This is a genomic window from Streptomyces nojiriensis (genome assembly GCF_017639205.1).
Lineage (GTDB): Bacteria > Actinomycetota > Actinomycetes > Streptomycetales > Streptomycetaceae > Streptomyces > Streptomyces nojiriensis.
The window spans coordinates 5,255,098-5,279,890 of sequence record NZ_CP071139.1 but is presented as its reverse complement, the minus strand read 5'-3'; the positions used below and the strand labels follow the sequence as shown (position 1 = coordinate 5,279,890).

Annotated in this window: 25 protein-coding genes; 9 read left to right on the top strand and 16 right to left on the bottom strand. The window is 71.3% G+C overall.

What is annotated here, in order from left to right; all coding sequences use genetic code 11:
* Positions 1-92 precede the first annotated feature (92 nt).
* The 7 genes from JYK04_RS24655 to hemL all read right to left on the bottom strand — a co-directional run bounded on the left by JYK04_RS24655 (position 93) and on the right by hemL (position 7,699).
* On the bottom strand, positions 93-596 hold the full coding sequence (locus JYK04_RS24655) for an SRPBCC domain-containing protein (RefSeq protein ID WP_189733550.1): 504 nt from the start codon (positions 594-596) through the stop codon (positions 93-95).
* A gap of 25 nt (positions 597-621) precedes the next feature.
* Positions 622-1,704 carry a c-type cytochrome biogenesis protein CcsB gene (ccsB, locus tag JYK04_RS24650; RefSeq protein ID WP_189733552.1) on the bottom strand — a complete coding sequence of 361 codons (1,083 nt, stop codon included), beginning with the start codon at positions 1,702-1,704 and terminating at the stop codon, positions 622-624.
* Positions 1,701-3,419, bottom strand: a complete 1,719-nt coding sequence (resB, locus tag JYK04_RS24645; protein ID WP_189733554.1) for a cytochrome c biogenesis protein ResB — start codon at positions 3,417-3,419, stop codon at positions 1,701-1,703. Before resB ends, ccsB begins: the two co-directional genes overlap by 4 nt.
* 109 nt (positions 3,420-3,528) lie before the next feature.
* Entirely contained in the window at positions 3,529-4,170 is a 642-nt protein-coding gene (locus JYK04_RS24640) for a TlpA family protein disulfide reductase (protein WP_189733556.1), read from the bottom strand.
* An 89-nt stretch (positions 4,171-4,259) separates the two neighbouring features.
* Entirely contained in the window at positions 4,260-5,495 is a 1,236-nt protein-coding gene (locus JYK04_RS24635; protein WP_189733791.1) for a polysaccharide deacetylase family protein, read from the bottom strand.
* A 186-nt stretch (positions 5,496-5,681) separates the two neighbouring features.
* Positions 5,682-6,380, bottom strand: a complete 699-nt coding sequence (locus tag JYK04_RS24630) for a histidine phosphatase family protein (protein WP_030008915.1) — start codon at positions 6,378-6,380, stop codon at positions 5,682-5,684.
* The gene (gene hemL, locus JYK04_RS24625) at positions 6,377-7,699 is read right to left on the bottom strand and encodes a glutamate-1-semialdehyde 2,1-aminomutase (protein WP_189733558.1); all 1,323 of its coding nucleotides are present in this window, start codon (positions 7,697-7,699) and stop codon (positions 6,377-6,379) included. The genes JYK04_RS24630 and hemL overlap by 4 nt, the downstream gene beginning before the upstream one ends.
* A gap of 133 nt (positions 7,700-7,832) precedes the next feature.
* Here hemL and JYK04_RS24620 point away from each other — a divergent pair, with 133 nt between their 5' ends.
* Positions 7,833-8,441, top strand: a complete 609-nt coding sequence (locus JYK04_RS24620; protein WP_189733560.1) for a hypothetical protein — start codon at positions 7,833-7,835, stop codon at positions 8,439-8,441.
* Positions 8,442-8,472: 31 nt separating this feature from the next.
* On the opposite strand, the gene JYK04_RS24615 is transcribed toward JYK04_RS24620, so the two are convergent.
* The 5 genes from JYK04_RS24615 to JYK04_RS24600 form a co-directional block, all read right to left on the bottom strand.
* Positions 8,473-9,711, bottom strand: coding sequence for an ABC transporter permease (locus JYK04_RS24615; RefSeq protein WP_189733562.1), 1,239 nt, complete (start codon positions 9,709-9,711; stop codon positions 8,473-8,475).
* Positions 9,701-10,381, bottom strand: a complete 681-nt coding sequence (locus JYK04_RS24610) for an ABC transporter ATP-binding protein (protein ID WP_229874996.1) — start codon at positions 10,379-10,381, stop codon at positions 9,701-9,703. The genes JYK04_RS24615 and JYK04_RS24610 overlap by 11 nt, the downstream gene beginning before the upstream one ends.
* Entirely contained in the window at positions 10,374-11,975 is a 1,602-nt protein-coding gene (locus tag JYK04_RS41395; protein ID WP_229874997.1) for a peptidoglycan-binding domain-containing protein, read from the bottom strand. Before JYK04_RS41395 ends, JYK04_RS24610 begins: the two co-directional genes overlap by 8 nt.
* Before the next feature lie 7 nt (positions 11,976-11,982).
* Positions 11,983-12,906, bottom strand: coding sequence for a hypothetical protein (locus JYK04_RS24605; RefSeq protein WP_189733565.1), 924 nt, complete (start codon positions 12,904-12,906; stop codon positions 11,983-11,985).
* A 92-nt stretch (positions 12,907-12,998) separates the two neighbouring features.
* Positions 12,999-13,382: a peptidase inhibitor family I36 protein gene (locus JYK04_RS24600; RefSeq protein WP_189733567.1), complete on the bottom strand. Its 384-nt coding sequence runs from the start codon at positions 13,380-13,382 to the stop codon at positions 12,999-13,001.
* A gap of 416 nt (positions 13,383-13,798) precedes the next feature.
* Between JYK04_RS24600 and JYK04_RS24595 the strand changes: the two genes are divergently transcribed.
* Positions 13,799-14,365 carry a GNAT family N-acetyltransferase gene (locus JYK04_RS24595; RefSeq protein ID WP_189733570.1) on the top strand — a complete coding sequence of 189 codons (567 nt, stop codon included), beginning with the start codon at positions 13,799-13,801 and terminating at the stop codon, positions 14,363-14,365.
* Here JYK04_RS24595 and JYK04_RS24590 read toward each other — a convergent pair.
* Positions 14,349-15,245, bottom strand: coding sequence for an NADP-dependent oxidoreductase (locus JYK04_RS24590; RefSeq protein WP_189733793.1), 897 nt, complete (start codon positions 15,243-15,245; stop codon positions 14,349-14,351). The genes JYK04_RS24595 and JYK04_RS24590 overlap by 17 nt on opposite strands.
* A 154-nt stretch (positions 15,246-15,399) precedes the next feature.
* On the opposite strand from JYK04_RS24590, the gene JYK04_RS24585 reads away from it, so the two are divergent.
* Both JYK04_RS24585 and JYK04_RS24580 read left to right on the top strand, forming a co-directional pair.
* On the top strand, positions 15,400-15,816 hold the full coding sequence (locus JYK04_RS24585; protein WP_189733572.1) for a winged helix-turn-helix transcriptional regulator: 417 nt from the start codon (positions 15,400-15,402) through the stop codon (positions 15,814-15,816).
* Positions 15,817-15,857: 41 nt separating this feature from the next.
* Complete coding sequence (locus JYK04_RS24580; RefSeq protein ID WP_189733574.1) at positions 15,858-16,586, top strand: Mut7-C RNAse domain-containing protein; 729 nt, start codon at positions 15,858-15,860, stop codon at positions 16,584-16,586.
* A 28-nt stretch (positions 16,587-16,614) separates the two neighbouring features.
* Here JYK04_RS24580 and JYK04_RS24575 read toward each other — a convergent pair whose 3' ends face one another.
* Positions 16,615-17,106 (bottom strand): hypothetical protein, encoded by a 492-nt coding sequence (locus JYK04_RS24575; RefSeq protein ID WP_229874998.1) that lies wholly within the window; start codon positions 17,104-17,106, stop codon positions 16,615-16,617.
* Positions 17,107-17,396: 290 nt separating this feature from the next.
* Between JYK04_RS24575 and JYK04_RS24570 the strand changes: the two genes are divergently transcribed.
* Positions 17,397-18,161 (top strand): SDR family NAD(P)-dependent oxidoreductase, encoded by a 765-nt coding sequence (locus JYK04_RS24570; RefSeq protein WP_189733578.1) that lies wholly within the window; start codon positions 17,397-17,399, stop codon positions 18,159-18,161.
* Between the two features lie 15 nt (positions 18,162-18,176).
* Here the strand turns inward: JYK04_RS24570 and JYK04_RS24565 are convergent, their stop codons facing one another.
* Positions 18,177-18,986: a polysaccharide deacetylase family protein gene (locus JYK04_RS24565; RefSeq protein WP_229874999.1), complete on the bottom strand. Its 810-nt coding sequence runs from the start codon at positions 18,984-18,986 to the stop codon at positions 18,177-18,179.
* 243 nt (positions 18,987-19,229) lie between these two features.
* Between JYK04_RS24565 and JYK04_RS24560 the strand changes: the two genes are divergently transcribed.
* Positions 19,230-20,048: an LAGLIDADG family homing endonuclease gene (locus tag JYK04_RS24560; protein WP_189733581.1), complete on the top strand. Its 819-nt coding sequence runs from the start codon at positions 19,230-19,232 to the stop codon at positions 20,046-20,048.
* Positions 20,049-20,124: 76 nt separating this feature from the next.
* Here JYK04_RS24560 and JYK04_RS24555 read toward each other — a convergent pair whose 3' ends face one another.
* A complete protein-coding gene (locus tag JYK04_RS24555; protein ID WP_189733583.1) occupies positions 20,125-21,318 on the bottom strand; it encodes an RtcB family protein in 1,194 nt (397 codons plus the stop codon).
* Positions 21,319-21,509: 191 nt separating this feature from the next.
* Here JYK04_RS24555 and JYK04_RS24550 point away from each other — a divergent pair, with 191 nt between their 5' ends.
* The 3 genes from JYK04_RS24550 (at position 21,510) to JYK04_RS24540 (ending at position 24,740) form a co-directional block, all read left to right on the top strand.
* Positions 21,510-22,370: a DUF3558 domain-containing protein gene (locus JYK04_RS24550; RefSeq protein WP_229875000.1), complete on the top strand. Its 861-nt coding sequence runs from the start codon at positions 21,510-21,512 to the stop codon at positions 22,368-22,370.
* 115 nt (positions 22,371-22,485) lie between these two features.
* A complete protein-coding gene (locus tag JYK04_RS24545; RefSeq protein WP_189733585.1) occupies positions 22,486-23,247 on the top strand; it encodes a DUF3558 family protein in 762 nt (253 codons plus the stop codon).
* A gap of 161 nt (positions 23,248-23,408) precedes the next feature.
* A complete protein-coding gene (locus tag JYK04_RS24540; RefSeq protein ID WP_189733587.1) occupies positions 23,409-24,740 on the top strand; it encodes a DUF2637 domain-containing protein in 1,332 nt (443 codons plus the stop codon).
* Positions 24,741-24,793: the final 53 nt, after the last annotated feature.

Genomic DNA, 24,793 nt, shown 5'->3' with positions numbered 1-24,793 from the left:
GCACCGTGTACTGGACGTACTCGGGCGCCCCGACAACGCGGCCAGGTGCGGTGCCGGGCGTCGCGGGCCCGGCAAGATCCGGAAGAGACGGCCTAGGCGCGGGCGAGGGAGGCGTAGGCCTCGCGGAGGGTCGTCCAGCGGATGTCCGTCCAGGTGGACCAGTCCGCCGGCCGCCCGGCCAGGGCGGAGTCCAGCAGCTCGAAGTGCTCGTGCCAGCCGGCCAGGCAGTCCAGGCGCTCGTCCTCGGTCCCGTCCCGCTCGTTCACGAACCGGATCACGGTCGAATCGGTCCCGACCGGCTCCAGGTGGAAGCGGATCCGCCCGTGCTCGGTGACCGTGTACTCGGCGACCCGCTCCACGTCCCAGGCGGTGACCCGCCCGGTCGCCACGGTCCCGGTGTTCAGCCAGCGCAGCGTGACCGCCCCGCCGAGCCTGCGCTCCAGGACGTCCGCCGCCGCCAGCCAGCCGCGCAGCCCGTACGGCGTGGTCAGGGCGGGCCACAGGGCCGCGTAGGCGTGCGGCAGGTGCAGCTCGAAGCGGAGCAGCCAGCGGTTCTCGCCGCGCTGCTCGCTGGTGGCATGGCTCACGAGAGACATGCCACCAGCGTCCCACTCCCGCCGGTCAGACGCCCGCGTACGAGTGCTTGCCGCTGAGCAGGATGTTCACGCCGTAGTAGTTCCAGATCCAGCAGGCGAAGGCGAAGAGCGCCAGATAGGCGGCCTTGCGGCCCTTCCAGCCGGCGGTGGCGCGGGCGTGCAGGTAGCAGGCGTAGGCCACCCAGGTGACGAAGGACCAGACCTCCTTGGGGTCCCAGTTCCAGTAGCGGCCCCAGGCGTCGCCGGCCCAGATCGCGCCCGCGATGATCGTGAAGGTCCACAGCGGGAAGACGGCCGCGTTGATCCGGTACGAGAACTTGTCGAGGGAGGCCGCCGAGGGCAGCCGCTCCAGTACCGAGGTGCGGAACCTGCCCGGCGTGCGGCCCGCCTCCAGCTGGCTCTCGTAGGAGTCCCGGAAGAGGTAGAGGACCGCGCCCGCGGCCCCGATGTAGAAGACCGCGCCGCAGAAGATCGCCGTGGAGACGTGGATCCACAGCCAGTACGAGTGCAGGGCCGGGACCAGCTGGTCGCTGTCGGTGTAGAGCCAGGTGACCGCGATGCCGAGGTCCAGCAGGACGGTGGTGACCAGGATCAGGCCGAGCCAGCCGACGTTCTTCTTCAGGGCGAGCAGCACCAGGTACACGCCGACGGCCACCGTGGAGAAGGTGATCGAGAACTCGTACATGTTGCCCCAGGGGGCCCGCTCCACCGACAGGGCGCGGGCGACCACTCCGGCCGCCTCGACGAGGAAGGCGAGCGCGGTCAGCGAGACCGCGATCCGCCCGTACAGGTCGCCCTGCACGGTGCCGCCGGCGGCGCCGGGGCCGTCCGGGACGTCGCGGGTGCCGACGGCGGAGCGGGTGGTGACCTTGGGCCGGTCCAGGACGGCGGTGGCGCCGCCCTTGCCGCGCACCTGCACGGCCGGGGCCGCGGCCGCGTCGGCGCCGGTCAGCGCGGCGGCCGTACGGCCCACCTTGCTGCGGCTGCCGAAGGTCCACTCGGCGATGTGCGCGAAGAAGGCGAGCATGTAGACCGCCATCGACGAATAGATCAGGTAGTTGCTGATCTCAGCCAGGTTCTCGTTGGCTGCGGCTGCGAGCGGCGTCATCCGCGCTCTCCTTCAGGGGTTTCTTCGACAGGATCAGACGCCGTGGGCGCCTGCTGGTGCAGCTGGGCGGCGAGCTCCGCCAGCTCCTGCGGGAGCCTGGTGGACTCGCTGCGGCCCAGGCCCGCCATCTCGACGACGGTCACGCCGTCCTTGCCGGTCACCGCGCGGACCCAGACCCGGCGGCGCTGGATGAACAGCGATCCGGCCAGGCCCGCGATGGCTGCGATCGCACCCGTGAGGGCGAGGCCGCTGCCGGGCTGGTGGGTGACGGAGAAGGTGGCCCACCGCTCGATGCCCTCGAACTTCACGGTGCCCGCGCCACCGGGCAGCGTCATCGTGTCACCGGGCGCCAGCTTCTGCTTGAACTGCCCGCCCGACTCGTCCTTGAAGGGCTCCATCTTGGTGGTGGTGAGCCGGTAGACGTTCTGCGGCAGACCCGAGTCCACGCCGAGGCTGCCGTGCCACGCGTTGAGCATGAGCTGCGGGTTCAGGAGGGCGGGGAACTGCGAGAACATCGTGCCCATGCCCTCACCGGCGAAGCTCGGCACGAAGACGGCGTTGAAGCCGAGCTGCTCCTTCTTGCCGTCCTTGTCCTTGTAGCCGTCGGTGACCTTGACGGCACCGGTGGAGGTGAGGTTGGCGTCCTGCGGGAGCATCGGCACGGCGTCCTTGAAGATCACCTTGCCGGTGGGGTCGGTCACCGAGATGATCGGCGCGTAGCCGTGGCCGAGCAGGTAGACCTTGGAGCCGTCGACCTCCAGGGGCTTGTTGACCTGGATCTCACGCTTCTGCGGAGCGCCGTGGGCGCCGTCCGAGAAGGTGACGTACGCCTTGAAGTCGCGCGGGGTGCCCCGCTGCGGGCCGGTCATCTCGTACGTCGCGTCGAACCGGTCCAGCGTGAAGCTGAACGGCGGCAGGTCGTCCGGGTCGAAGAGGGTGCCGGACTTGAAGTCGTCGTACTGGGTGAGCGTGTTCGAGAAGCCGGTGCCGCGCAGGACCAGCTTGCCGCCCTCGGACTTGAAGTACTGGCCCCAGGCGAAGGCCACCAGCATCACGATCAGCGCGACGTGGAAGATCAGGTTCCCGGCCTCGCGGAGGTAGCCCTTCTCCGCGGCGACGTGGCCCTCGCCGGCCTCGGTGCGGAAGCGGCTGCCGCGGAGCACCGTGCGCGCGTACGAGAGGACCTCGTCCGGGGTCTTCCCGGTGCGCCAGGTGGTGTGGGCGGGCAGCCTGTCCAGGCGCCGGGGGGCGGCCGGCGGGCGGCCGCGGAGCTGGCCGACGAACTGCCAGGAGCGCGGCACGATGCAGCCGATGAGCGAGATGAACAGCAGCAGGTAGATCGCGGAGAACCACACCGAGCTGTAGACGTCGAAGAGCTGGAGCTTGTCGGCGACGGTCACCCAGGAGGGGTTGTCCCGCTTCCAGTCGGCGACCTTCATCGCGTCGACGTTGTTCTGCGGGATGATCGAGCCGGGGATGGCGCCCAGGGACAGCAGGAAGAGCAGGATCAGCGCCACCCGCATGGAGGTGAGCTGGCGCCAGAACCAGCGGGCCCAGCCGATCACACCGATGCCGACGGGCGGCCCGGTGGGGCTGTCCTCCAGCGGGGCGGTGGAGAGCTGGGCACCGGCGGCGGCGTCGGCGGAGTCCGCCGCGGCGGACGTGTGCGAGGCCTCGTCGGGCGTCTCAGTGGTCGCTTTGTCTGTCGTACTCATGTGCCTTCAGTCCTCAGATCCCCACCGTGAAGCCTTGGGTCCCGCTCTGTGTCGCTGACGATGCTGTCCCACGAACCTGTGATGCGGAACGTCCGCATCGCCCGGGCGGTCACTTCTCCGCGAGGACCGGCTCGATCATCGACCGCAGCTGCTCGGCGTTGACCGGGGCCAGGGTGCGGGCGGCGATCTTGCCCTCCTTGTCGAGGACGATCGTGGAGGGGATGGCGTTCGGGTTGAGCGTGCCCTTGGGGAAGCGGAGCATCAGCTTCCCGGCGGGGTCGTAGAGGCTCGGGTAGGTGATCCCGTAGGTCTCTTCGAAGGCGATCGCGTTCTGTTTGCTGTTGTCGCGGGTGTTGATCCCGACGAAGGCGACGTCCTTGCCGGCGTCCGCGTACTCCTTGGAGACGGTCGCGAAGTGGCCGGCCTCGGCGCGGCACGGCGGGCACCAGGAGCCCCACACGTTGAGGACCACGACCTTGCCCTTGAGCGCGGCGGTGTCGAGGGTCCCGTCGTCGACCGTCTCGCCGTCGAGCTTGGGGGCCTCGGCGCGCTCCTCCTTGGACACGGTGGAGATGCCGCTCGCACCCGTGACGTAGTTGCCGCCGGACCCGCTGACCGGCTTGCCGCCGTCCGGCCCCCCGCACGCCGACAGCGTGAGGGCGCCGGCCAGGGCCGCCACGGCCAGCAGGGTGGCACGGCCGCCGGTCGAGCGGCGGCTACTACGACGGATACGCGCGCGGCTAAGGCTCATGTGAAAAGTTTCGCATGAGCAATTCGCGGATCTTCCGCACCCCCCGGAGCGGTGCCGGCGCCCTGGTCAGGCGGCGATCCGCCGCCCCGTCAGGCGGCGGTCATGTACGCGCTCCAGCCGCCGGCCGGTGACTGGCCGGGGCCGAGGCCCCGGAGCCTGGCGAGCACCTTGGGGTCCTGGACCTCCAGCCAGTCGGTGAACTGCCGGAAGGATACGAGTCGAACATCCCTTTTGTCCGTCATGCCCTTGAGCGCCTCCTCGACGGCGTCCATGTAGATGCCGCCGTTCCACTCCTCGAAGTGGTTGCCGATGAACAGGGGCGCGCGGTTGGTCTCGTAGGCCCGCCGGAAGCCGCCCAGGTAGGTGGCCGTGGCCTGGGTGCGCCAGCCCGGGTAGTTGGCGGGCACGCCCCTCGTCGTGCTCTTCGACTGGTTCGCGAGGATGTTGTAGTCCATCGAGAGGACCTCGAAGGAGTGACCGGGGAAGGGCAGGGACTGCAGCGGCAGGTCCCAGACGCCGGACCGGCGCACCGGCCAGACCTGCAGGCCGCCGGGCGAACTGGAGTCGTAGCGCCAGCCCAGCCGCTGGGCGGTCGGCAGCAGGCCGTCCCGGCCGAGGAGGCAGGGGGTGCGGGCGCCCTTCAGCTCCTTGGCGTAGTCGAACGGCAGGGGGTCGAGGTCGGTGAAACCGGTGTTGGTCCGCCAGTTGGTGACGAACGACACGGCCTGGTCGATCTCGCTCTGCCAGTCGTCCGGCGTCCACCTGCCGACCGAGCCGGAGCCGGCGCAGAAGTGGCCGTTGAAGTGGGTGCCCATCTCGTGCCCGTCGAGCCAGGCCTGACGGACGTACGTGAGGGTGGAGCGGACGTTCTCGTCCTTGAGATAGCCGATGTCCGAGGCCCCGACGGGGTTGTTCGGCGGCCGGTAGAGGTGCCGCTTGGACTCCGGCAGCAGATAGATGCCGGAGAGGAAGAAGGTCATGGCCGCGCCGTGGTCCTTGGCGAGCTTGAGGAAGCGCGGGAAGAGACCGTTGCCGATCTCCCCCGCGCCGTCCCAGCTGAAGACGACGAACTGCGGCGGGGTCTCGCCCGGCTGGAGCGGCACGGGCGCGTCCGGCTGGTTGGGCTGGGGGCCGGTGTCGGCGGTGGAGCCGTCACCGATGGGCCTGGCCGCCGGTTTCTCGCCGGGCTTCGGGTTCTTCGGGTTCCTGACGGGTCCGGGAGCGCCGGGACCGGAGGTGTCCGATGAGCCGCAGCCCGCGATTCCCATCGCGGCGGCCGCACCAAGTCCCAGTCCCAGCAACCCCCTCCGACTGACTCCCCTGATGTCGCGCATGTCACCGTCCCCACTGTCGATCACCCATACCGACCTGAAGTCCATATAAACGGACAATCAGATTTGATATGCGAGCTGACACGGTGATTCCCGCGCGACCTCTCTTTAGTTGTGCAGAAACGTAACGGCCCGTAACAGTCCGTCGATCAAGACCCGATCAGGGGCCGCCGCCCCCGATCAGGCGCCGAACGCCTTGGACGCACCCTTCACCGGCTTGGCCCCGGCCAGCAGATGGGCCGGGACCAGGTCCCGGGCCGGCTCGCTGTAGCCCACCGACACCAGCTTGTCGCCCTGGAAGGTGAAGGAGGTCATCGAGGCGAGCGTGCACTGCCGGCGCCGCGGGTCGTGCCACAGCCGGCGCTTCTCCGCGAAGCTGCGCACGATCCAGATCGGCAGCTGGTGGCTGACCGCCACCGCCTCACGGCCGCGGGCCGCGTCGCGCGCCGCCTCCAGCGCGCTCATCATCCGGACCACCTGCTCGACGTACGGCTCGCCCCAGGACGGCTTGAACGGGTTCGTCAGGTGCTTCCAGTTGCCGGGCTTGCGCAGCGCGCCGTCACCGACACCGAAGGTCTTGCCCTCGAAGACGTTCTCCGCCTCCAGCAGCCGCGCGTCGGTCGCCAGGTCCAGGCCGTGGACCTTGGCGATCGGCTCCGCCGTCTCCTGCGCGCGCTCCAGCGGGGAGGACACCACGTAGGCGATGTCCCGGCCCTTGAGGTGCTCGGCGACCCGGTCCGCCATCTGCCGGCCCAGCTCGGAGAGGTGGTACCCGTCACGGCGCCCGTAGAGCACGCCCTCGGGGTTGTGCACCTCGCCGTGGCGCACCAGGTGCACGACGGTGAGCTCGGGGGTGGCGGGCGTGGCGCTGCTGCTCATGCGGTGGCCTCCGCGGCGGCTCGGGCGGCGGCCGGCAGCGCCGCCGCGATGCGCTCGATCGCCTTCTCGTCGTGGGCGGTGGAGACGAACCAGGACTCGAAGGCGGACGGCGGCAGGTAGACGCCCTGAGCCAGCATCGAGTGGAAGAACCCGTTGAAGCGGAAGCTCTCCTGCTTCTTGGCGTCGTCGTAGTTGCGCACCTCGTCCTCGGTGAAGAAGACGGAGAACATGTTGGACGCGGTCTGCAGCCGGTGCGCCACGCCCTCCTTGGCGAGCGCGCCGGTGACCAGGCCCTGGATCTCCTTCGAGACCGCGTCGACCTTCTCGTACGCGGCCGCGTCCAGCAGGCGCAGCTGCGCGAGACCGGCTGCGGTGGCGATCGGGTTGCCGGAGAGCGTGCCCGCCTGGTAGACGGGCCCGGCGGGGGCCAGGTGGCCCATGACGTCGGCGCGGCCGCCGAAGGCCGCGGCCGGGAAGCCGCCGCCCATGACCTTGCCGAAGGTCATCAGGTCGGGCTTGACCCCGTCGACGCCGTACCAGCCGGCGCGGGAGGTCCGGAAGCCGGTCATGACCTCGTCGGAGATGTAGAGCGCGCCGTTCTCCCGGCACAGGTCCGCGAGCCCCTGGTTGAAGCCCTCGGCGGGGGTCACCACACCCATGTTGCCGGGCGCGGCCTCGGTGATCACACAGGCGATCTCGCCCGGGTGCGCGGCGAAGGCCGCCCGCACCGCTTCGAGGTCGTTGTAGGGGAGGACGATCGTGTCGCCGGCCTGCGCACCCGTCACACCGGGGGTGTCGGGAAGCGCGAAAGTCGCCAGACCGGAACCGGCGGCGGCCAGCAGCGCGTCCACGTGACCGTGGTAGCAGCCGGCGAACTTCACGACCTTGGCGCGACCGGTGAAGCCGCGGGCCAGCCGGATCGCCGACATGGTCGCCTCGGTGCCGGAGGAGACCAGTCGGACCTGCTCCACGGGTTCGATGCGCGCGACGATCTCCTCGGCCAGCGCCACCTCTCCCTCACCGGGCGTACCGAAGGAGGTACCGCGGGCGACGGCCGCCTGGACCGCCCCGATCACCTCGGGGTGCGAATGGCCGAGGATCATCGGCCCCCACGAGCACACGAGGTCGACGTACTCACGACCGTCGGCATCGGTGAGGTACGGACCGGTCCCGGACACCATGAACCGGGGCGTACCGCCCACGGCGCGGAAGGCGCGCACGGGAGAGTTCACGCCGCCGGGGGTCACGAGGGAGGCGCGCTCGAAGAGCGTCTGCGAAACTGGGGCTTCATACGGGTACGGGTAGCTCACACCTGCCATGGTCTCAGAGGCCGCGACAGACTTGCGGACGGGCGTTTCACCGCGTCGCCGCGGGGGAGGTCACTGCCATGATGATCAGGCTGCGTGGCGGGGGCCGCGGGGCCGGGGCGAGCAAGACCAGTCGGGTGGAGATATGCAACGCGGTGGTGGACCGGGCGAGGGTACGGACGGCCTCGATCCGCAGCGCGCCCGCGAAGCCCGCGAGGCCCGCCGACGGGGCAAGCACCGCCGCCACGGCATGGAGGCGGCCGACGCCGTCCCCGGGCCGGCGACCCCGCCCGAGGACCTGCCCAAGGGCCGCGGCATGGGAGTGACGTACAAGTACTTCGGCGCCCCCGACGGCGCCACGGCGGCCCGGGTCCCGGTCACGATGCGCCCGGAAGAGCTCGGCGGCGACGAGCTCGGCATGGGCGGCCTCTTCACCAAGATCAAGCCGGAGACGGTGGCCGCGATGGTCCTGACCGGCATCGAAGGCATACCTCTCCACAAGGTGCCCCCGCTGGAGCTGGTCGTCCTCCACCCCGACTACGCGGTGGTCAAGCTCCCGATGACCGTGGTCGACCCGCTGCGCGGGATCGGCGAGGAATCGGTGGGCGCGGCGGCCTTCATCTGGTCCACGGTCCCGGACCGCGGCGGCCCGAGCGACGCCTTCAACGTCTACCAGCTGCTGCACGAGTGGCAGGATTTCAGCCACCGCCTCCACGAGGCCGGCCACCAGCCGTACTGCCTGGTCTGGCCCTGACCGCCGAAGGCGTCCGGCGCGCGGGCATCCCTCAGACACCCGCGCGCAGGGTTTCGGCGGGGAGGATGCGGGCGGCCGCCAGGGCCGGGTAGAGGCCTGCGGCCAGGCCCACCACCAGGCCGACCAGCGGGCCCGCGGTGGTGAGGGCGGGGTCGAGGACCACCAGCCAGTTCTTGGCCAGGCAGGTCACCGCGGTGATCTGGATGCCGAGCACCGTGCCCACCACGCCGCCGGCCAGCCCGACCAGGCCGCTCTCGACGCAGAACTGTCCGGCGACCGCCCGCCGCGAGGCGCCCAGGGCCCGGCGCAGGCCGATCTCGGAGCGCCGCTCCAGCACGGACACGTAGGCGGTGTTGCTGACGCCGAGCGCGCCCACGCCGAGGGAGACGGCGGCCAGGCCCAGGAACAGGGCCCGGGTCTGCGACTCGACACCGTGGCGCAGGGACCGGGGGTCCGGCGGCACCAGCGCGACGAGCTTGTCCGGGGCGCCCGGGGCCAGGGCGAAGGGGGCCTCTTCGCCGACCTGGTCGGCGGCGCCCAGATCCGTACGGATGATCATTTCCGCGGGGGCGAAGCCCAGTCCCGCCGGGTCCTGCAGGGCGGCCCAGTAGGGGATGACCACCGAACCGGTGAGGTTCGTGTCACCGGTGGGAGCCCGGAAGACGCCGAGCACGCTGAAGGCGACCCCGTTGACGTGGATCACCGAGTTGCCGGCCCCGCCGTCGACGGTCAGCCGGGAGGCGGCGGCCGTGTCGATCAGCGCCACCCGCTCGCGCCGGGCGTCGTGCCCCGTGTCGAACCAGCGGCCCTGGGTGAGCTCGGCCGACATCGCGAGCAGCGCTTCGGGCTGCGCGGCCATGACCGTGCCCTCCGGCAGGTCGTTGCCCTTGCCGCCGGGCAGCCGCGAGACGGCCGGCTGCTCGCCGGCCCTGCTGACCAGACCGGCGCTGCGGACGCCGTTCAGGTCGCGCACCCGCTGGGTGTCGGCGCCGTCGGGCCGCGGCCGGACCCCGGCGACGGCCTCCGACGGGTACTTGACCGTCACCCGCGTCGCCTTGAGCGCGTCGAACTGGTCGGAGACGGCACCGGCCGCGCTGGCCGTGATGCCGAGCGTGGCGAGGGCGGCGGCCAGCCCCACGGAGATCCCCACCATGGTGAGCAGCGTGCGGAACCGGCGGCCGAACAGCGCGAGGAACGCCTGGACGAGCAGATCCGCCGCCGACGTCCGGGGGTGCCCGGGCGGCCGGCCCTTCGTACGCCTACGCCACACGGCCGTCCACCACCTTGAAGACGCGGTCGGCCCTGGCCGCGACATCGGGTTCGTGCGTGACCACGACCACGGCCCGGTCCTGCGCGACCAGGCCGGTCAGCAGGTCCATCACGCGGGCCGAGTTGGCGGTGTCCAGGTTGCCGGTCGGCTCGTCGCACAGGACGACCGCGGGCCGGTGGACGATGGCCCGCGCGACCGCGACCCGCTGGCGTTCCCCGCCGGAGAGGGTGGTGGGCTTGACGTCGAGCCGGTGCCCGAGGCCCACGGACTCCAGTGCCCGCACGGCCTGCGGCCGCCGCTCGGCGCGCGGCACGCCCAGGTGCACCAGCGGCAGCGCCACGTTCTGCACGCAGGTCAGGTGCGGGACCAGGTGGAACGCCTGGAAGACGAAGCCGAGCGTCGAGGCCCGCAGGGCGGTGCGGGCCCGTTCGGACAGGGCGGTGGTGTCGTTGCCCTGCAGCAGGTACCGGCCGCGGGTCGGGACGTCGAGCAGTCCGAGCACGCTCAGCAGCGTGGACTTCCCGGAGCCCGAGGGGCCGACGATGGCCGCGAGCCGGCCGGGCCGGATGTCGAGCGTGACGTCGGCCAGCGCGTGCACGGGCGGCGGTCCCGGATACGTCTTCGCGATGCCGGTCATCTCGATGACGGGGGGCGGGGCGTCCTCAGTCACCGGTACCGCCCGAGGTACCGCCGGAGCCGCCGGAGCCGCCCGAGCCGCTGCCCGGGTCACCGCCCGGGTCACCGCCCGCCGGGCCTCCGCGGCGGACGAGGACGACCGTCTGGCCGACGGCGAGGTTCTCGTCGAGCGCGTGGACCGCGCTGAGGCCCTCATGCGTGAACAGCACCTCGACCGGGATGTTCCGCTCCTTGCCGCCCTCGGTGACGGTCACCGTGGACGAGCCGCCGAGGTCGGTCCAGACCGCCGACACCGGAACGGTCAGCGCGCCCTTGGGGCTGCGCCTCAGTTCGACGCTGATCTGCTGGGCCGAGCCCTCCTTGGCCTCCGCGCCGGTGGGCACGAACAGGGCCTCGTGCTGGCCGCCCGCGGTACCCGAGCCGTTGCCGGTGCCGTTGCCGCCACCGGCTCCCGCGCCCGCTCCCGCCGTTCCGGCCGTGGCCGCGCCGTCCTGTCCCCCGCTCTTGCCCTGCTGGTCGCCGCTCTTGCCGTCCGAGGGGCTGTTGAGGGAGCCCAGGGTGCCCTCCCGGCCCTCGTACGGGCCGGTGCCGAAGCGGATGACCGCGTCGGCCGGCAGATCGCGCAGCCGCGTGCGCTGGTCCGCGCTCAGGGCGGCCCGCACCTGGCGGCCGCCGCTGCCGAGGACGACCAGCGGCTTGTCGGCCGCGTCGCCGATCGCTGCGGCGACCTGCACCACCGTGGCGGGCAGGGCGCTGACGTACGCGACCTCCGCGGCCGGCAGCACCTCGCCGGGCTTGGCCGGCCCGGCGGCGGGCGGCGTGTCCGCACCGCGGGCGGGCGGCGCGCTCGCACCACCCGTGCCGTTCGTACCGCCCGTGCCGTTCGTGCCGGGGGCCGCGCCGGTGCCGCCGTCGGTCTCCGCGCCGCCCCGGGGAGCCGTGCCGCCTCCCGGGGACGCCCCGCCTCCACGGGCCGTGCCGGAGGTGGAACCGCCACCGCCGGTGGTGCTCTGCCCCTGCCCTGCGGGCGCCTCGTACCCGGCCGCCGCGTACAGCTTGCGCACCGCCTCCACGGTGGCCGGGCCGTACGTGCCGTTCACCGCCGTCCCGTACAACGGCTGCAGCGCGCGCTGCAGTTGCTGCACGTCCGGTCCCTTGTCCCCCGCCTTCAGGTCCCGGTACGCGGGGAAGCGCCCCGGGAGCAGCAGGACCGGCCGGCCCGACACCTCCGCGACGACCGCCCCGGCTTTGAGGCTCTTGCCCGCGGCCGCGGGCAGGGCCGTCACGACCGCGCGGCTGGTGCCCTGCGGCTGGACGCCGGTGATGGTGGTGCGGGAGGCCGTCTCGACCTTCCCGGTGAGTTCCATCCGCTCGACGAGCTGCTGGTCGGAGACCTTCCCCGTGATCTGGGAGGGCGGGGGCGCGGCTGCGTTCGAGGCACGCTGCTCGGGGGTCCTGGCCTGGGAGGCGATCCACCAGACGGAACCGGAGCTGCCGAAGAGCACGACGGCGACGGCGGCGACGACCAGGCCCCGCCTGGACCTCCGCCGCGCACCCGCCGCCCGCCCGCCGGACGGCTGGTCCACCTGTGTCTCCACCTGTGTCTCATCGGGGTGTTCGAGGCTCATGACAGTATTAGGACGTCTCTCGCAGTAGATCCTGGGCCTTGCCCTTGGCCTTCGTGATGAGTTCCAGCCACGCCGTGATCTCCGCTTCGTGCTTCACCAGCGAAGCGGCCGAGGCCTTGCTCTTGGCCTCCCGCGCCTTCGTGTTGAGACCGGCCTTCGTGCCGCACTCGGCATCGGTCGTGGCCTGCTTGATCTCGGCGCGCTGGGCGTTGTCGAGCGCCGCGGTGTCACCGTCGGGAATATTCGCGTAATGCGAGAGCGCCGATTCCCTGGCCTTCTCCGGAGTCGGAATTTCCGGATATCCGCCGGACTTCATGCAGGAGGCCCACTCGGAGAGCGCCTTCTGATATCCGTCGTCATCGGCGAGGATATGCGCGCTGTTCTGCTTGACGCTGTTGTAGACCGTCCAGTTGAGACGGAGGTATTCCTTCACGTCCCCGTACACGGCCTTGAGCGTTTCACCGCGGCAGCCTTTCGACGGCACCATGACCTTGCCGCCGCCGAAGTCGAACTCCACGCCGCCCTCGGGCTTGTCGACGTACCCGTCCATGGCCATGCTGTGGGCCCGCTTGACGTCCTCGGGCAGCGCGTCGAAGTCGTCCAGGCCCTCCTGGGCCTTCTGGTTGTCCGACCGGCGCGGGTCCGCCCCGTAGCCCACGGTGCGCGCGGTCTCGGCCGACGGGGAGAGGTCCTCGCTCCGCTTCTTGCCGCTGTTGGTGGCGGTGCCGCTCGCGGGGAAGACCTTGAAGCCCTTGTCGTTCATGCACTTGCGGATCAGCTTGGTCTCCGCGTCACGCTCCTGGTCCAGCGCCGCGTTGGCACTGTCGAGGGCCGTCTGCGCCCTGCGGGCCGTCTCCAAGTCCCGCGGGGCTTCCTCCGAACAGGCGGAGGCGGCCGCGCCCAGCAGCACCGTCACCGCGATCGCCGTCATACACCGGGTGCGCTTCTTCAATGTCCGTGTCCTCTTGAAGGTGCGGCCGGGCCGCCCCGCGACGCGGGGGCGGCCCGGCCTTCAGGCGGTGATCAGCAGCTGTTGCCGTCGTTCAGGGTGTTGCTCGCGCCGTCGTCGTTGGCGTCCCAGTAGTAGTTCACGGAACCGCCGGGGACGAGGCAGATCTCCACGCCCCACGTCATCCAGCGACCGCCGTAGGTCTTGGACGACTGTCCGCGCCGGTTCCACCAGGAGCTGTCGTTCTCGTAGACGGCCGGCATGTCGATGTCCCAGCGGGCGGACTCGTACTTCGTCCGGTACATCGAGTTGTCGGTGCTGTAGTTGCTGTCCTTGTAGATGCAGAAGTTGCCGTCGTAACACGTACGGTCCACGGCCGCTGCGGACGGTGCCGCGGCGATGACGCCGGCCACGGCCGCCATCGCGATGAATCCGGCCGAAATCCTCTTACTGAGCACTCGTGACTCCCCCTCGTCGGGTGGTGACTGATGCAGTGAGAGGGCAGGGCAGCCGAAGCCCTTCCCCCCGGTCGGCTGACATCAGGCTAGGCCACGCCCACCGGAAACAAAAGGTCAATTCTCTTTACCCGAGGGGCTGTTGGTGATTGGAATTGATCATTCACCGATCGGTGCCCGCTACGCGAATCCACCATTCCGGCCCACCGCCACCCGCCTCGGAAATGGGGGTCGGCGCAGGTCAGCCCCACGGACGCCGGGACGGGGCGGCGAAGCGCCGGCGGAGCCGCACCACCCGGACGCACACGGTCCGGAAAAACCCCGAACACGCCCTGAAAATCGACGCGTTCACGACCCGCGCCACGCCGCGGAGGCCGAAACCCGTGGAGGGGCCGCGCGCGCCTCCGTAGGGTGGCCCGATGCAGACTCACGTACGACTGGAGCCCTGGTCCGCCGGGGACTTCTGGCTGCTGGAGCGCAAGAACGAGCCCGCCATGACCCGGTTCCTGGGCGGCCCGGAGCCGGTCGCGAAGCTCGTCGACCGGCAGCGGCGCTACGAGGCCCTGAGCGCGCGGGAGCCGGCCGCCGGCCGGATGTTCCGCGTCGTGTGGAGCCCGGCCGGGGAGGGCGCCGACGGCGGCGGACGCACCGAGAGCGTCGGATCCGTCGGCTTCTGGGAGCGCGAGTGGCAGGGCGAGCCGGTCTACGAGTCCGGCTGGGGCATCCTGCCCGAGTTCCAGGGACACGGGCTGGCCGTGGCGGCGCTCACGGAGCTCCTGGCGTACGTCCGCGCCCACGGCACCCGCGACAGCGTCCACGCCTTCCCCGGCACCGACCACCCGGCGTCCAACGCGGTGTGCCGGCGGGCCGGCTTCACCTACCTGGGCGACGTCGACTTCGAGTACCCGCCCGGCGTGCCCCACCCGAGCTGCGACTGGCGCTACCGGGTGGGGCGTCCGCAAGGCGGCCTCACACCGTCAGGATGATGCGGCCGCGGACCCCGGGCGTCGCCAGGTGGGCGTGGGCCTTGGCGGCCTCGCCGAGCGGGAAGGTGTCCGCGACCCGCAGGGTCAGCGCGCCCTCGTCGACCAGGGCCACCAGGCGGGCCAGGTGCGCCCCGTCCGCCGCGACCTCCTGCTCGACCACCCGCACACCGCGCTCCGCGGCCGGGGCGTGGTTCGGGATCAGGCCCACGTAGACCCCGCCGTCACGCACGGCGCCCAGCGCGGCCCCGCCCAGTACCGCCGCGTCCAGGACTCCGTCCACGGGCCCGGCCGGCACCGCGCCGCGCGGGACGAACCCGGTCGCGCCCAGGGACCGTACGAGCTCCTCGTCCTCGGCGCCCGCCAGGGCCGTCACCACCAGGCCGGCCCGCACGGCGAGCTGGACGGCCAGGCCGCCGACGACGCCCGCGGCTCCGGTGATCAGCACCGAGGAGCCGGGGGCGAGCCCCAGCAGGTCCACGGCGCGAGCGGCGGTGAGGCCGGCGAGCGGGAGCCCGGCCGCGGTCACCGCGTCCACGGTGGCCGGGGCGGACGCGACGGCGGTGGCGTCGAGGACCGCGTACTGCGCGTGCGTGCCCAGCGGCTTCAGCTGCCCGTAGTGCAGGCCCACGACCCGGTCGCCGATGCGCCGGCCGGTCACCCCGGCGCCGATCTCGTCGATCTCCCCGGACACGTCCCAGCCGAGGCCGAGCCGCTGCCCGGCGCCGCCGAAGACCCCGGCGACGACCGCGCCGTCCACCGGGTTGAGCCCGGCTGCGGTGACCTTGATTCGGAGCTGGCCGGCCGCGGGGCGGGGCGCCGGGACCTCGGCCAGTTCGACCCGCTCCGGGCCGCCGAACCCGGTCACCACGGCCGCCAGCATCGTCTGCTCGCTCATCTTCATCTCTCCCGTTCACCGATGCGCTCGTTCGATCGCGTGTTCTCGCGTTCCTGATGAGCACTAACTTAAGGAGAGGTACTCTCTTTTCGTAAGTACGCACTCGAAGGTGCGTACCCGACCCGGAAGTGGGGCACCCATGGCCACCAGCACCGCCGCGGCCCGCCGCGAGGAAGCCCGTACCGCCTACGACGCCTTCCTCAAGGAGTGCCCCACCAGCCAGCTCCTGGCCCGCATCAGCGACAAGTGGGTCGGCCTCATCGTCAGCGCCCTCGGCCAGGCCGAGAACCGCTCCATGCGCTACAGCGACCTCGGCCGCAAGATCCCCGGCGTCAGCCAGAAGATGCTCACCCAGACCCTCCGCTCCCTCGAACGCGACGGCCTCGTCACGCGCACCGTCACCCCCACCGTCCCCGCCCGCGTCGACTACCGGCTCACCGATCTCGGCAGCAGCCTCGGCTGCCTCCTGTCCTCCGTGAAGCTCTGGGCCGAGAACCACTTCGACGAGGTCAGCACCCACCGCGACACCTACGACCAGGCCACCGCGACCTCATAATTCGGCCGCGGCCACCACCCCGGAAATGGCATGCTGAGCGGGTGAACGGACCCGGCATTCAGCTCACCCTCGCCCCCGAACTGCGCCTCTTCGCCCCGCCCAGCCGGCGCGCGGACCGCGTACCGACCGCGACCGACGGCGCCTCCAGCCTCGGCCACGTCGTCGAATCGGCCGGCGTCCCGCTCACCGAGGTCGGCCGCCTCCTCGTCGACGGCCACGAGGTACCCGTCTCCTACGTGCCCCAGGACGGCCAGAACGTCGAGGTGTACGGCGTCGAGCGGCCCCAGCAGATCCCCGGCGCCCCGCTCCGCTTCCTCCTCGACGTCCACCTCGGCACCCTCGCCCGCCGCCTGCGCCTGCTCGGCGTCGACGCCGCCTACGAGAACGAGGACATCGGCGACCCCGCCCTCGCCACCCGCTCCGCGGCCGAACGGCGCGTCCTGCTCTCCCGCGACCGCGGACTGCTGCGCCGCCGCGAGCTGTTCGCCGGCGCGTACATCTACAGCGACAACCCCGACGAGCAACTGCGCGACGTACTCGGCCGGTTCGCGCCCGCCCTCGCGCCGTGGACCCGCTGCACCGCCTGCAACGGCCCGCTCCACGAGGCCGACAAGGAGAGCGTCGGCGACCGCCTGGAAGACGGCACGCACCGCTCCTACGACGTGTTCGCGCAGTGCACCGAGTGCGAGCGCGTCTACTGGCGCGGCGCCCACCACGCCCGCCTGGAACGGATCGTCGACGAGGCCCTCGTGGAGTTCGGCACGGCCTGAGCCACCGGGCGGGCGGTCACACGACGGCCTAGAACGCGTAGGCGTCTCCCGTGTCCAGCGCGAGCACCACGTGCTCGTTGTTGGTGCGGTTGCGGTCCGTCGCACCGCCGTTCCACCACGTGTCGACCCGCACCGCCACCTCCGGCTCCCGGTCCCGCAGCTCCAGCAGCAGCCCGATGTGCCGCCCCCGCCCGTGCAGCGGCAGCGGCCCCGTCTCGCACACCACCTCGCGCAGACCCGCCCGCGCGCAGCCCTCCGCCAGCTCCTGCCGGTCCGCGAGCTCCGCCGACAGCCGCACCCGCACCGTCGCGTTCGGCAGCGCGGCGGGCCCGTCGTTCTCCGGGACCAGCCAGATCCGCAGCCGCGTCCCCGACAGGGCCACCCGGCCGTGGTAGGCCACATCGGCCTCCGGCCCGTCCCACTCCGGCACCGGCGCCCGGACCGGTGCCTGCACCGACGCCTGGGCCGACGCCTGGGCCGACCCGGGGACACCCGCGCCGAGCGCCAGCAAACCCGCCACCACCACACTTCGTACGGCACCACGGCGCACCGACACCACCTCCTCGCGCGGAGGCTAGCCACCGGCGACCCCGACCGGTCGGACCATCACACGGACGAGGGCGCGTCCACCCCCATCTGCCGTGCGCACGGCAGGGCCCCCGCACACAAGGGCCGGGCCCGGATCGGCGCCGGGCCGATCACCCTCGGCCCGTACGGCGGCAGCCGTGATCACGCGCACCCCGCGCGGCCCCCCGACCCACGCCTATGCTGGCGGGTAATCGCCCGTACGAACGACCGAGGAGCCCGCACATGAGCACGGCCGCCACCCGAACCGCCGTAGTCACCGGCGCGAGCAGCGGCATCGGCGCGGCCACCGCCCGGCAGCTCGCCGCAGCCGGCTACCACGTCGCCCTCACCGCCCGCCGCAAGGACCGCATCGAGGCCCTCGCCGCCGAGCTCACCGCAGCCGGCCACCAGGCCACCGCGTACGCCCTCGACGTCACCGACCGCACCGCCGTCGACGCCTTCGCCGCCTCCCTGGACCGCTGTGACGTCCTCGTCAACAACGCGGGCGGCGCCATCGGAGCCGAGCCCGTCGCCACCGGCGACCCCGCCGACTGGCGCACGATGTACGAGGTCAACGTCATCGGCACGCTCCACGTCACCCAGGCCCTGCTGCCCGCCCTCACCGCCTCCGGCGACGGCACGGTCGTGGTCCTCTCCTCCACCGCCGGCCACTCCACGTACGAGGGCGGAGCCGGCTACGTCGCCGCCAAGAACGGCGCCCGCGTCCTCGCCGAGACCCTGCGCCTGGAGATCGTCGGCCAGCCCGTACGCGTCATCGAGATCGCCCCGGGCATGGTCAAGACCGAGGAGTTCGCGAAGACCCGGTTCCGCGGCGACGCCGAGAAGGCCGAGAAGGTCTACGCGGGCGTCGCGGAACCCCTGTCCGCCGACGACGTGGCCGACACCATCACCTGGGCGGTGACCCGCCCCAGCCACGTCAACATCGACCTCCTCGTGGTCCGCCCCCGCGCCCAGGCCTCGAACACCAAGGTCCACCGCGAGCTCTAGGGGGTGTCTTGCCGATCAGGCCGGGCTCGCGGGCCCTGGTGCCGCGCCTCGCCGCGTTGTCCTCGGTCGGCGACGCTCCGCGTCGCCTCCCTCGTCCGCCTTGCGATACACGGCACCAGACCCCGCTCCCTGATCCGCCCTGATCGACAAGACACCCCCTTCCCCCGCCGCCTTCAGGTGCGGCATGAGGGCCGCCGGCTTCAGCCCGGCGGCCCTCGCCGCGTCCAGGGCCCGCTGCAGGTCCGCCGCCAGCGTCGGCGTGAAGTGCAGCAGCACGATGTCCCCGGCCTGCAGCCGCGGCGCGGGCGGCGTCTCGCCCCAGGTGGTGAAGTCGTGCGTCCAGGTGACCAGCGCCTTCACCCCGCACGCCTTGGCCGCGAGCCGCACATCGTCGTTCACCGCCCCGTAGGGCGGCCGCAGCAGCTTCGGCGTCCGCCCGAAGACCGCCTGGAGCTGCTCCCCGGCCCCGCACACCTCGGCGTCCCGGCCGGCCGCGTCGAGCGTCGTGAGGTCCGGGTGATCGACGGTGTGGTTCTCGACGGTGACCCGCCCTTCCTCCGTGAGCCGGGTGAAGTACCCGGTGTCGTACGAGGTCGCCCCGGGCAGCAGGAAGAGCGCGGCGGGCACCCGTTTCTCCAGCAGGATCCGGGCCGCGGCCGGATCGTGGTTCCAGCCGTCGTCGACGGTGATGAAGACGACCTTCTCCCGGGTCGGCACATGCGACACGACGGGCGGCAGCCCCACCTTCGCCTGGGCGGACCCGACGGCCCCGAGGGCGAGCGACAACGACGCGAGCGCGGCGGTTAGCACGCGGGATCTCCACATGCGGCAATCTTTGGTCCAGACCAATCCCTCGGTCAACCCCCTTACCCCAAGCGGAAGTTGGCGTCCCACATCCGGACGTGCGCGATGCAATGTGAAATTCCGTCACACGTTCGAGCGATCCTCGGGGAATCCGCCGGATCCGCCGGGAATCCGTGCCTAAGTTCAGCCACAACGCGAACGGCCCCCGACCGGGATGGCAGTCCCGGCCGAGGGCCTCACCAACAAGGAAGTAGGACCTTCCCCATGGCTGAACAGGACCCTAGCGCCGCCGCGCGCTTCATGGACCTCACCGACCCCCGCTACGCCTACATGTTCGGTTTTCTCCAGGCCGACGGGCACCTCGCCCAGGGCGCGGGACAGAAGGGCAAGCTCACCGCCGAGATCAACGCACGGGACATCCACATCCTCCGCGAGTTCCAGCAGCTCACGCCCTACTTCAGCTCCATCACCGAGCGCGTCAGGAGCACGAACTTCGCCGAGACCCACCCCTCCGCGACGTGGAGCCTCTGCTCCCTGGAAGCCCGGAGCACGATCAACAGGCTTGGAATGCCCTACGGACGCAAGTCGAGGACGATCAAGCCGCCCCGCGTGGAGTTCTCCCGCCGCGACTACCTTCGAGGGATCATCGACGCCGACGGATCCGTCGGCTACACGGGCAAGGGCCATCCGTTCCTCTCGCTCACCACCGCCAGCACGGCAGTGGGCGCATACCTGTGCCACTTCGCCAGGAAGGTCACCGGCGCACAGCGAACCATCAAGCGCAATGCCCGGGACGGGGTCTACAACGTCCTCTATACGAAGGAAGCGGCGATGGAGCTGGCCGCACACCTGTACTACGACGGCTGCCTGGGCCTGGAGCGCAAGAAGGCCAAGGCAGCCGAAATTCGCGGCTGGCTCCGACCGGCTGACATGCGGGTCGCTCCGCCCCGCCGGCGCTGGACCCCGAAGGACGACGAGACCCTTCTACAGCTGGACGACCCCGCGGCAGCCGGAGTCGCCCTCAACCGCACCGAGCAGAGCTGCTCCATGCGCCTCTGGCGCCTGCGCACCGGCAAGGCATAGATAGCGACATGCGGGAGCCCGGACCGATCTCCATCGGTCCGGGCTCCCGCATTCCCCCGACATCCGCGCCCGGGCCTCAGCCCTTGACGCAGATGACCTGCTTGAGCTTGGCCACGACCTGCACCAGGTCGGTCTGCTGGTCGATGACCTGCTCGATGGACTTGTACGCACCCGGGATCTCGTCCACGACGCCCGAGTCCTTGCGGCACTCCACGCCCTTGGTCTGCTCCGCGAGGTCACGTGCCGAGAACCGCTTCTTCGCCGCCGTCCGGCTCATCTTCCGGCCCGCGCCGTGCGAGGCCGAGTTGAAGGACTTCTCGTTGCCGAGCCCCTTCACGATGTACGAGCCCGTGCCCATGGAGCCCGGGATGATCCCGTAGTCACCGCTGCCGGCGCGGATCGCGCCCTTACGCGTGACCAGCAGGTCCATGCCGTCGTACCGCTCCTCCGCCACGTAGTTGTGGTGGCAGCTGATCTCGCGGTCGAAGGAGACCTTCGCCTTCCGGAACTCCTTGCGGACGACCTCCTTGAAGAGGCTCATCATCGCGGCGCGGTTGTACTTCGCGTACTCCTGCGCCCAGAAGAGGTCGTTGCGGTACGCCGCCATCTCGGGCGTGGCCGCGAGGAAGACCGCCAGGTCCCGGTCGACCAGGTTCTGGTTGTGGTCGAGCCCCCGGGCCACCTCGATGTGGTGCGCCGCGAGCTGGTTGCCGATGCCGCGGGAGCCGGAGTGCAGCATCAACCAGACCGAATCTGACTGATCGAGACAAAATTCGATGAAGTGGTTGCCTTGTCCGAGCGTTCCAATCTGCTTCATGGCACGTTCATGACGGAATTTGACCGAATCAGCGAGGTAGTCGAACCGGCTCCAGAGGCCCTCGTACCCCTCCACCGAGAACCCGTACAGCCGCGACGGGTCCAGCGCCTCCCGGTGCATCCCCGCCCCCACCGGAATCGCCCGCTCGATCTTCGACCGCAGCCCCGACAGGTCCCCCGGCAGGTCGTTCGCCGTCAGGGACGTCTTCACCGCCGACATTCCGCAGCCGATGTCCACGCCGACCGCCGCCGGGCAGACCGCGTCCTTCATGGCGATCACCGAGCCGACGGTGGCTCCCTTGCCGTAGTGGACGTCCGGCATGACGGCCAGACCCTTGATCCAGGGGAGGGTGGCGACGTTGCGCAGCTGCTGCATCGCACTGTCCTCGACCGACGCCGGGTCGGCCCACATCCGGATCGGGATCTTCTCCCCGGACACCTCTACATACGACATAAGGAACCAATCCCCCGAAAATCACAGAAAAGTCAGAATGCGCAAAAGCCTCGCTCTTGATCCCAAATACGACAGGGGACCGGCGCCAGCACCAGCGTGTGCGATAGACATTGTGTCCAGCCGCGCCCAAGTCGCGGCAACGCATTTTCCTGACCGTCGGGGGGCCCGCCGGTCGAAGGGAGCCAGTGGACGTGCAGCGCAAGGCGGTACGGGGGCGAGTCCTGCCGGGCATCGCGATGCTCACCGCGCTCGCCGCCGGGGCGGCCGGTCTGACCGGGTGCACCGGCGGGAGCAGCGGCGGAAGCACCAGCGACTCGAAGGCCGGCGGCAGCTCCGCCGCGCCCGCCCAACCGGGGAAGTACCGCAGTCTGCCCGCGCCCTGCAAGGCCGGCGCCGACAGCAAGAAGCTCAAGGGCATGCTCCCGGCCGGGGACAGCCTCACCCCCGAGCAGCGGGACCAGATGTACGCCGGTGTCGCGGACGCCTCGTACGACGGCGACCGGCACGTCGGCTGCCGCTGGACCGGGCAGAGCCCCGAGGAGACCCGGCTGCTGGCGGTCGGCTTCGAGCGCGTGGTCTCGTACGACCGGACCGCCACCAGCGACGACGACAAGGCCAAGCAGGTCTACGTACGCCGGCTCACCGACGCGAAGCTGCCCTTCCCCGGCCCGACCGCGAGCCCCACCCCGGCGGCCCCCACCCCCGCCGCCCCCGACCCGGCGGCCCCGCCCCAGAGCGCGCCCGCCCCCGGCGGCCCCGCCCCCGGAGCACCGGCGTCCCCGGCCGCGAGCCCGTCGGCGCCGGTCGAGCTCGGCTCACGCGTCCTGGAGGGCCTGGGCAGCGACGCCTTCCTGGAGGACAAGCTCAGCCCCGCCGGGGCCAGCGCCGCACAGTCCCGCACCGTGCGCATTGTGTTCCGCACCTCGAACGTCATCGTCACCATCGAGTACAGCGTGCAGCCCGCACTGCCCGGCACGGTCCCGCCGAGCACCGAAACCCAGGACAAGGCACGGCAGTTGGCGCAGGCCCTGGCCGAGCGTTTCAGCGAATGAGCGGTGCGCGCCGCACTCTCGCGTGATGGCGCGCACAGCAGGCGGGTACCCGGTCGGGCTACCGTTGCCCGGGTCCCGCGTCCGAAGAACAACCGACAAACGTACTGAAGGAACCATGCACCGATCAGCCTCGCGCCTCACCCGCGTTCTCGCCTGCGCAGCCGTCCCGGTGATCCTCACCGTCGCCGGGTGTTCGTCCGACTCGGGCAAGGACACGAGCTCGAACGGCGAGAAGAAGTCCGGTTCGTCCTCGTCGGCCAAGCCCAACCCGAAGTCCTCCAAGGTTCTGGAGAAGGCGGCGTTCGCCACGCTCCCGGACCCCTGCAAGGCGCTGGCGACGGCGACGATAGACACGCTCGTCCCGGAGGCGAAGGACAAGAACGGGACGGCTACCAAGTCGAACGACCTGGCCACCCGTGCCAGCTGCTCCTGGAACGGTCTGGACGAGGACGGCCTGAAGGGCTCGCAGTACCGCTGGCTCTCGCTCTCCTTCTTCCGCTACGACTCCCACGCCACCCTCGGTGACGCCAACAAGCGCGCGGAGGAGCAGTACAACAAGGAGGTCGAGACGGCGAAGACCGAGGAGGGCGCGCAGGACCCGAAGACGGAGGCGGTGGCCGGGATCGGCGACCAGGCGTCGTCGGTGATCTACAAGGTGAAGAAGGACGTCGACTCCTTCAACACCTCGATCGTGGCGCGCACCCAGAACGTGGTCATCCGGATCGACTACAACGGTGCCGCGTACGAGGGGGCCGGCGCGCCGGACCACGGGAAGCTGCTCCAGGACGCGATCAACGCGGCCAAGGAGACGGTGACCTCGGTGGGCGCGGCCAACAAGGCTCCGGCGGAGCAGTCGCAGTCCCCGCAGCCCCAGTAGGGACGGGTGCGGGTCGGGGCCTCCTGGGGCACTGACATCCAGTCACCCGTACGCTGTGCCTGCCGCAGCTCTGTAAAGGCTCGGTAAGTACCCAGTACCGAGTACCAGCACGCTGCGCTCGGTATGTGCTCGACAAGGGGAGGGGATCGCGGGTGGCCGCGATGCAACTGACTCGTACGCACCGGATACTCATAGGCGTGGTGGTCGCGGGAGCCGTGGTCATCGCCGGGATCGGGTTCGCGGGCTCGTATTCCGCGGTGCGTGCGCTCGCCCTGCAGAAGGGGTTCGGCAGCTTCTCGCTGGTGTTCCCGATAGGCATCGACGCGGGCATCTGTGTGCTGCTCGCGCTGGACCTGCTGCTGACGTGGCTCCGGATCCCCTTCCCCCTGCTGCGCCAGACGGCGTGGCTGCTGACGGCCGCGACGATCGCCTTCAACGGTGCGGCCTCGTGGCCGGACCCGCTGGGTGTCGGGATGCACGCCGTGATCCCGATGCTGTTCGTGGTGACGGTGGAGGCCGCCCGGCACGCCGTGGGCCGGATCGCGGACATCACCGCGGACCGGCACATGGAGGGTGTGCGGATCACGCGGTGGCTGCTGTCGCCGGTGCCGACCTTCAAGCTGTGGCGCCGGATGAAGCTGTGGGAGCTGCGCTCCTACGAGCAGGCGGTCGGCATGGAGCAGGACCGGCTGATCTACCAGGCCCGGCTGCAGGCCCGGTACGGGCGTTCGTGGCGGCGGAAGGCTCCGGTGGAGGCGCTGATGCCGCTGAAGCTGGCCAAGATCGGTGTGCCGCTCGCGGAGACGACGCCGGAGGCGCTGGCGGCGACGGGTATCGAGCCGGCGGTGCTGCCCCCCGTCGAGCAGCAGGCGCAGCAGGTCCAGCAGGCGCAGCAGGCTCCGGCGCTGGCGGCCGCACCCGAGCTCGCACAGCAGGCCCAGCAGGCCCAGCAGGCCGCCCAGCAGATGCAGCCGGTGCAGAACCCGGCCGGCGCGCCCGGTGCTGCGGGCGCTGCGGGCGCTGCGGGTGTTCCCGGTGCCGTCCAGCCCGCCCCGCCGCCCTTCGCGGTGGACCCGACGGCCATGCCGGCGGCGCACAACAGCGCGTGGTTCGCCGCGCCGCTGGCGCCGCAGGCGGCGTACGAGGGCGGCTACAACCCCCAGTACGTGGAGGGCCTGGAGCCGACCCCGGTCCTGCCGCCGATGGGCCCGGACGAGGAGCAGGAGCTCACCGTCCCGGCTCCGCGCCAGGAGGAGGCCCCGGCCGAGGGTCCCGAGACCCCTGACGAGGCCGAGTTCGCCGAGGCGGCGTACAAGGTGTTCTGCGCGCTGGTCGACGAGAAGCAGGACTACCCGTCGGCGGAGGCCCTCGACATACACCTGTCGGACGGTTACGGCGTGACCCACCCGCGCAGCGGTTCGCTGCTGCGCCGGATGATCCCGGCGTTCAAGCAGCGCTACCACAAGGACCGTGAGGCCGAGCACATCGCCTGACGGCCACGGACAGCGGGAAGGGCCCGCACCCCGAGGGGTGCGGGCCCTTCCGC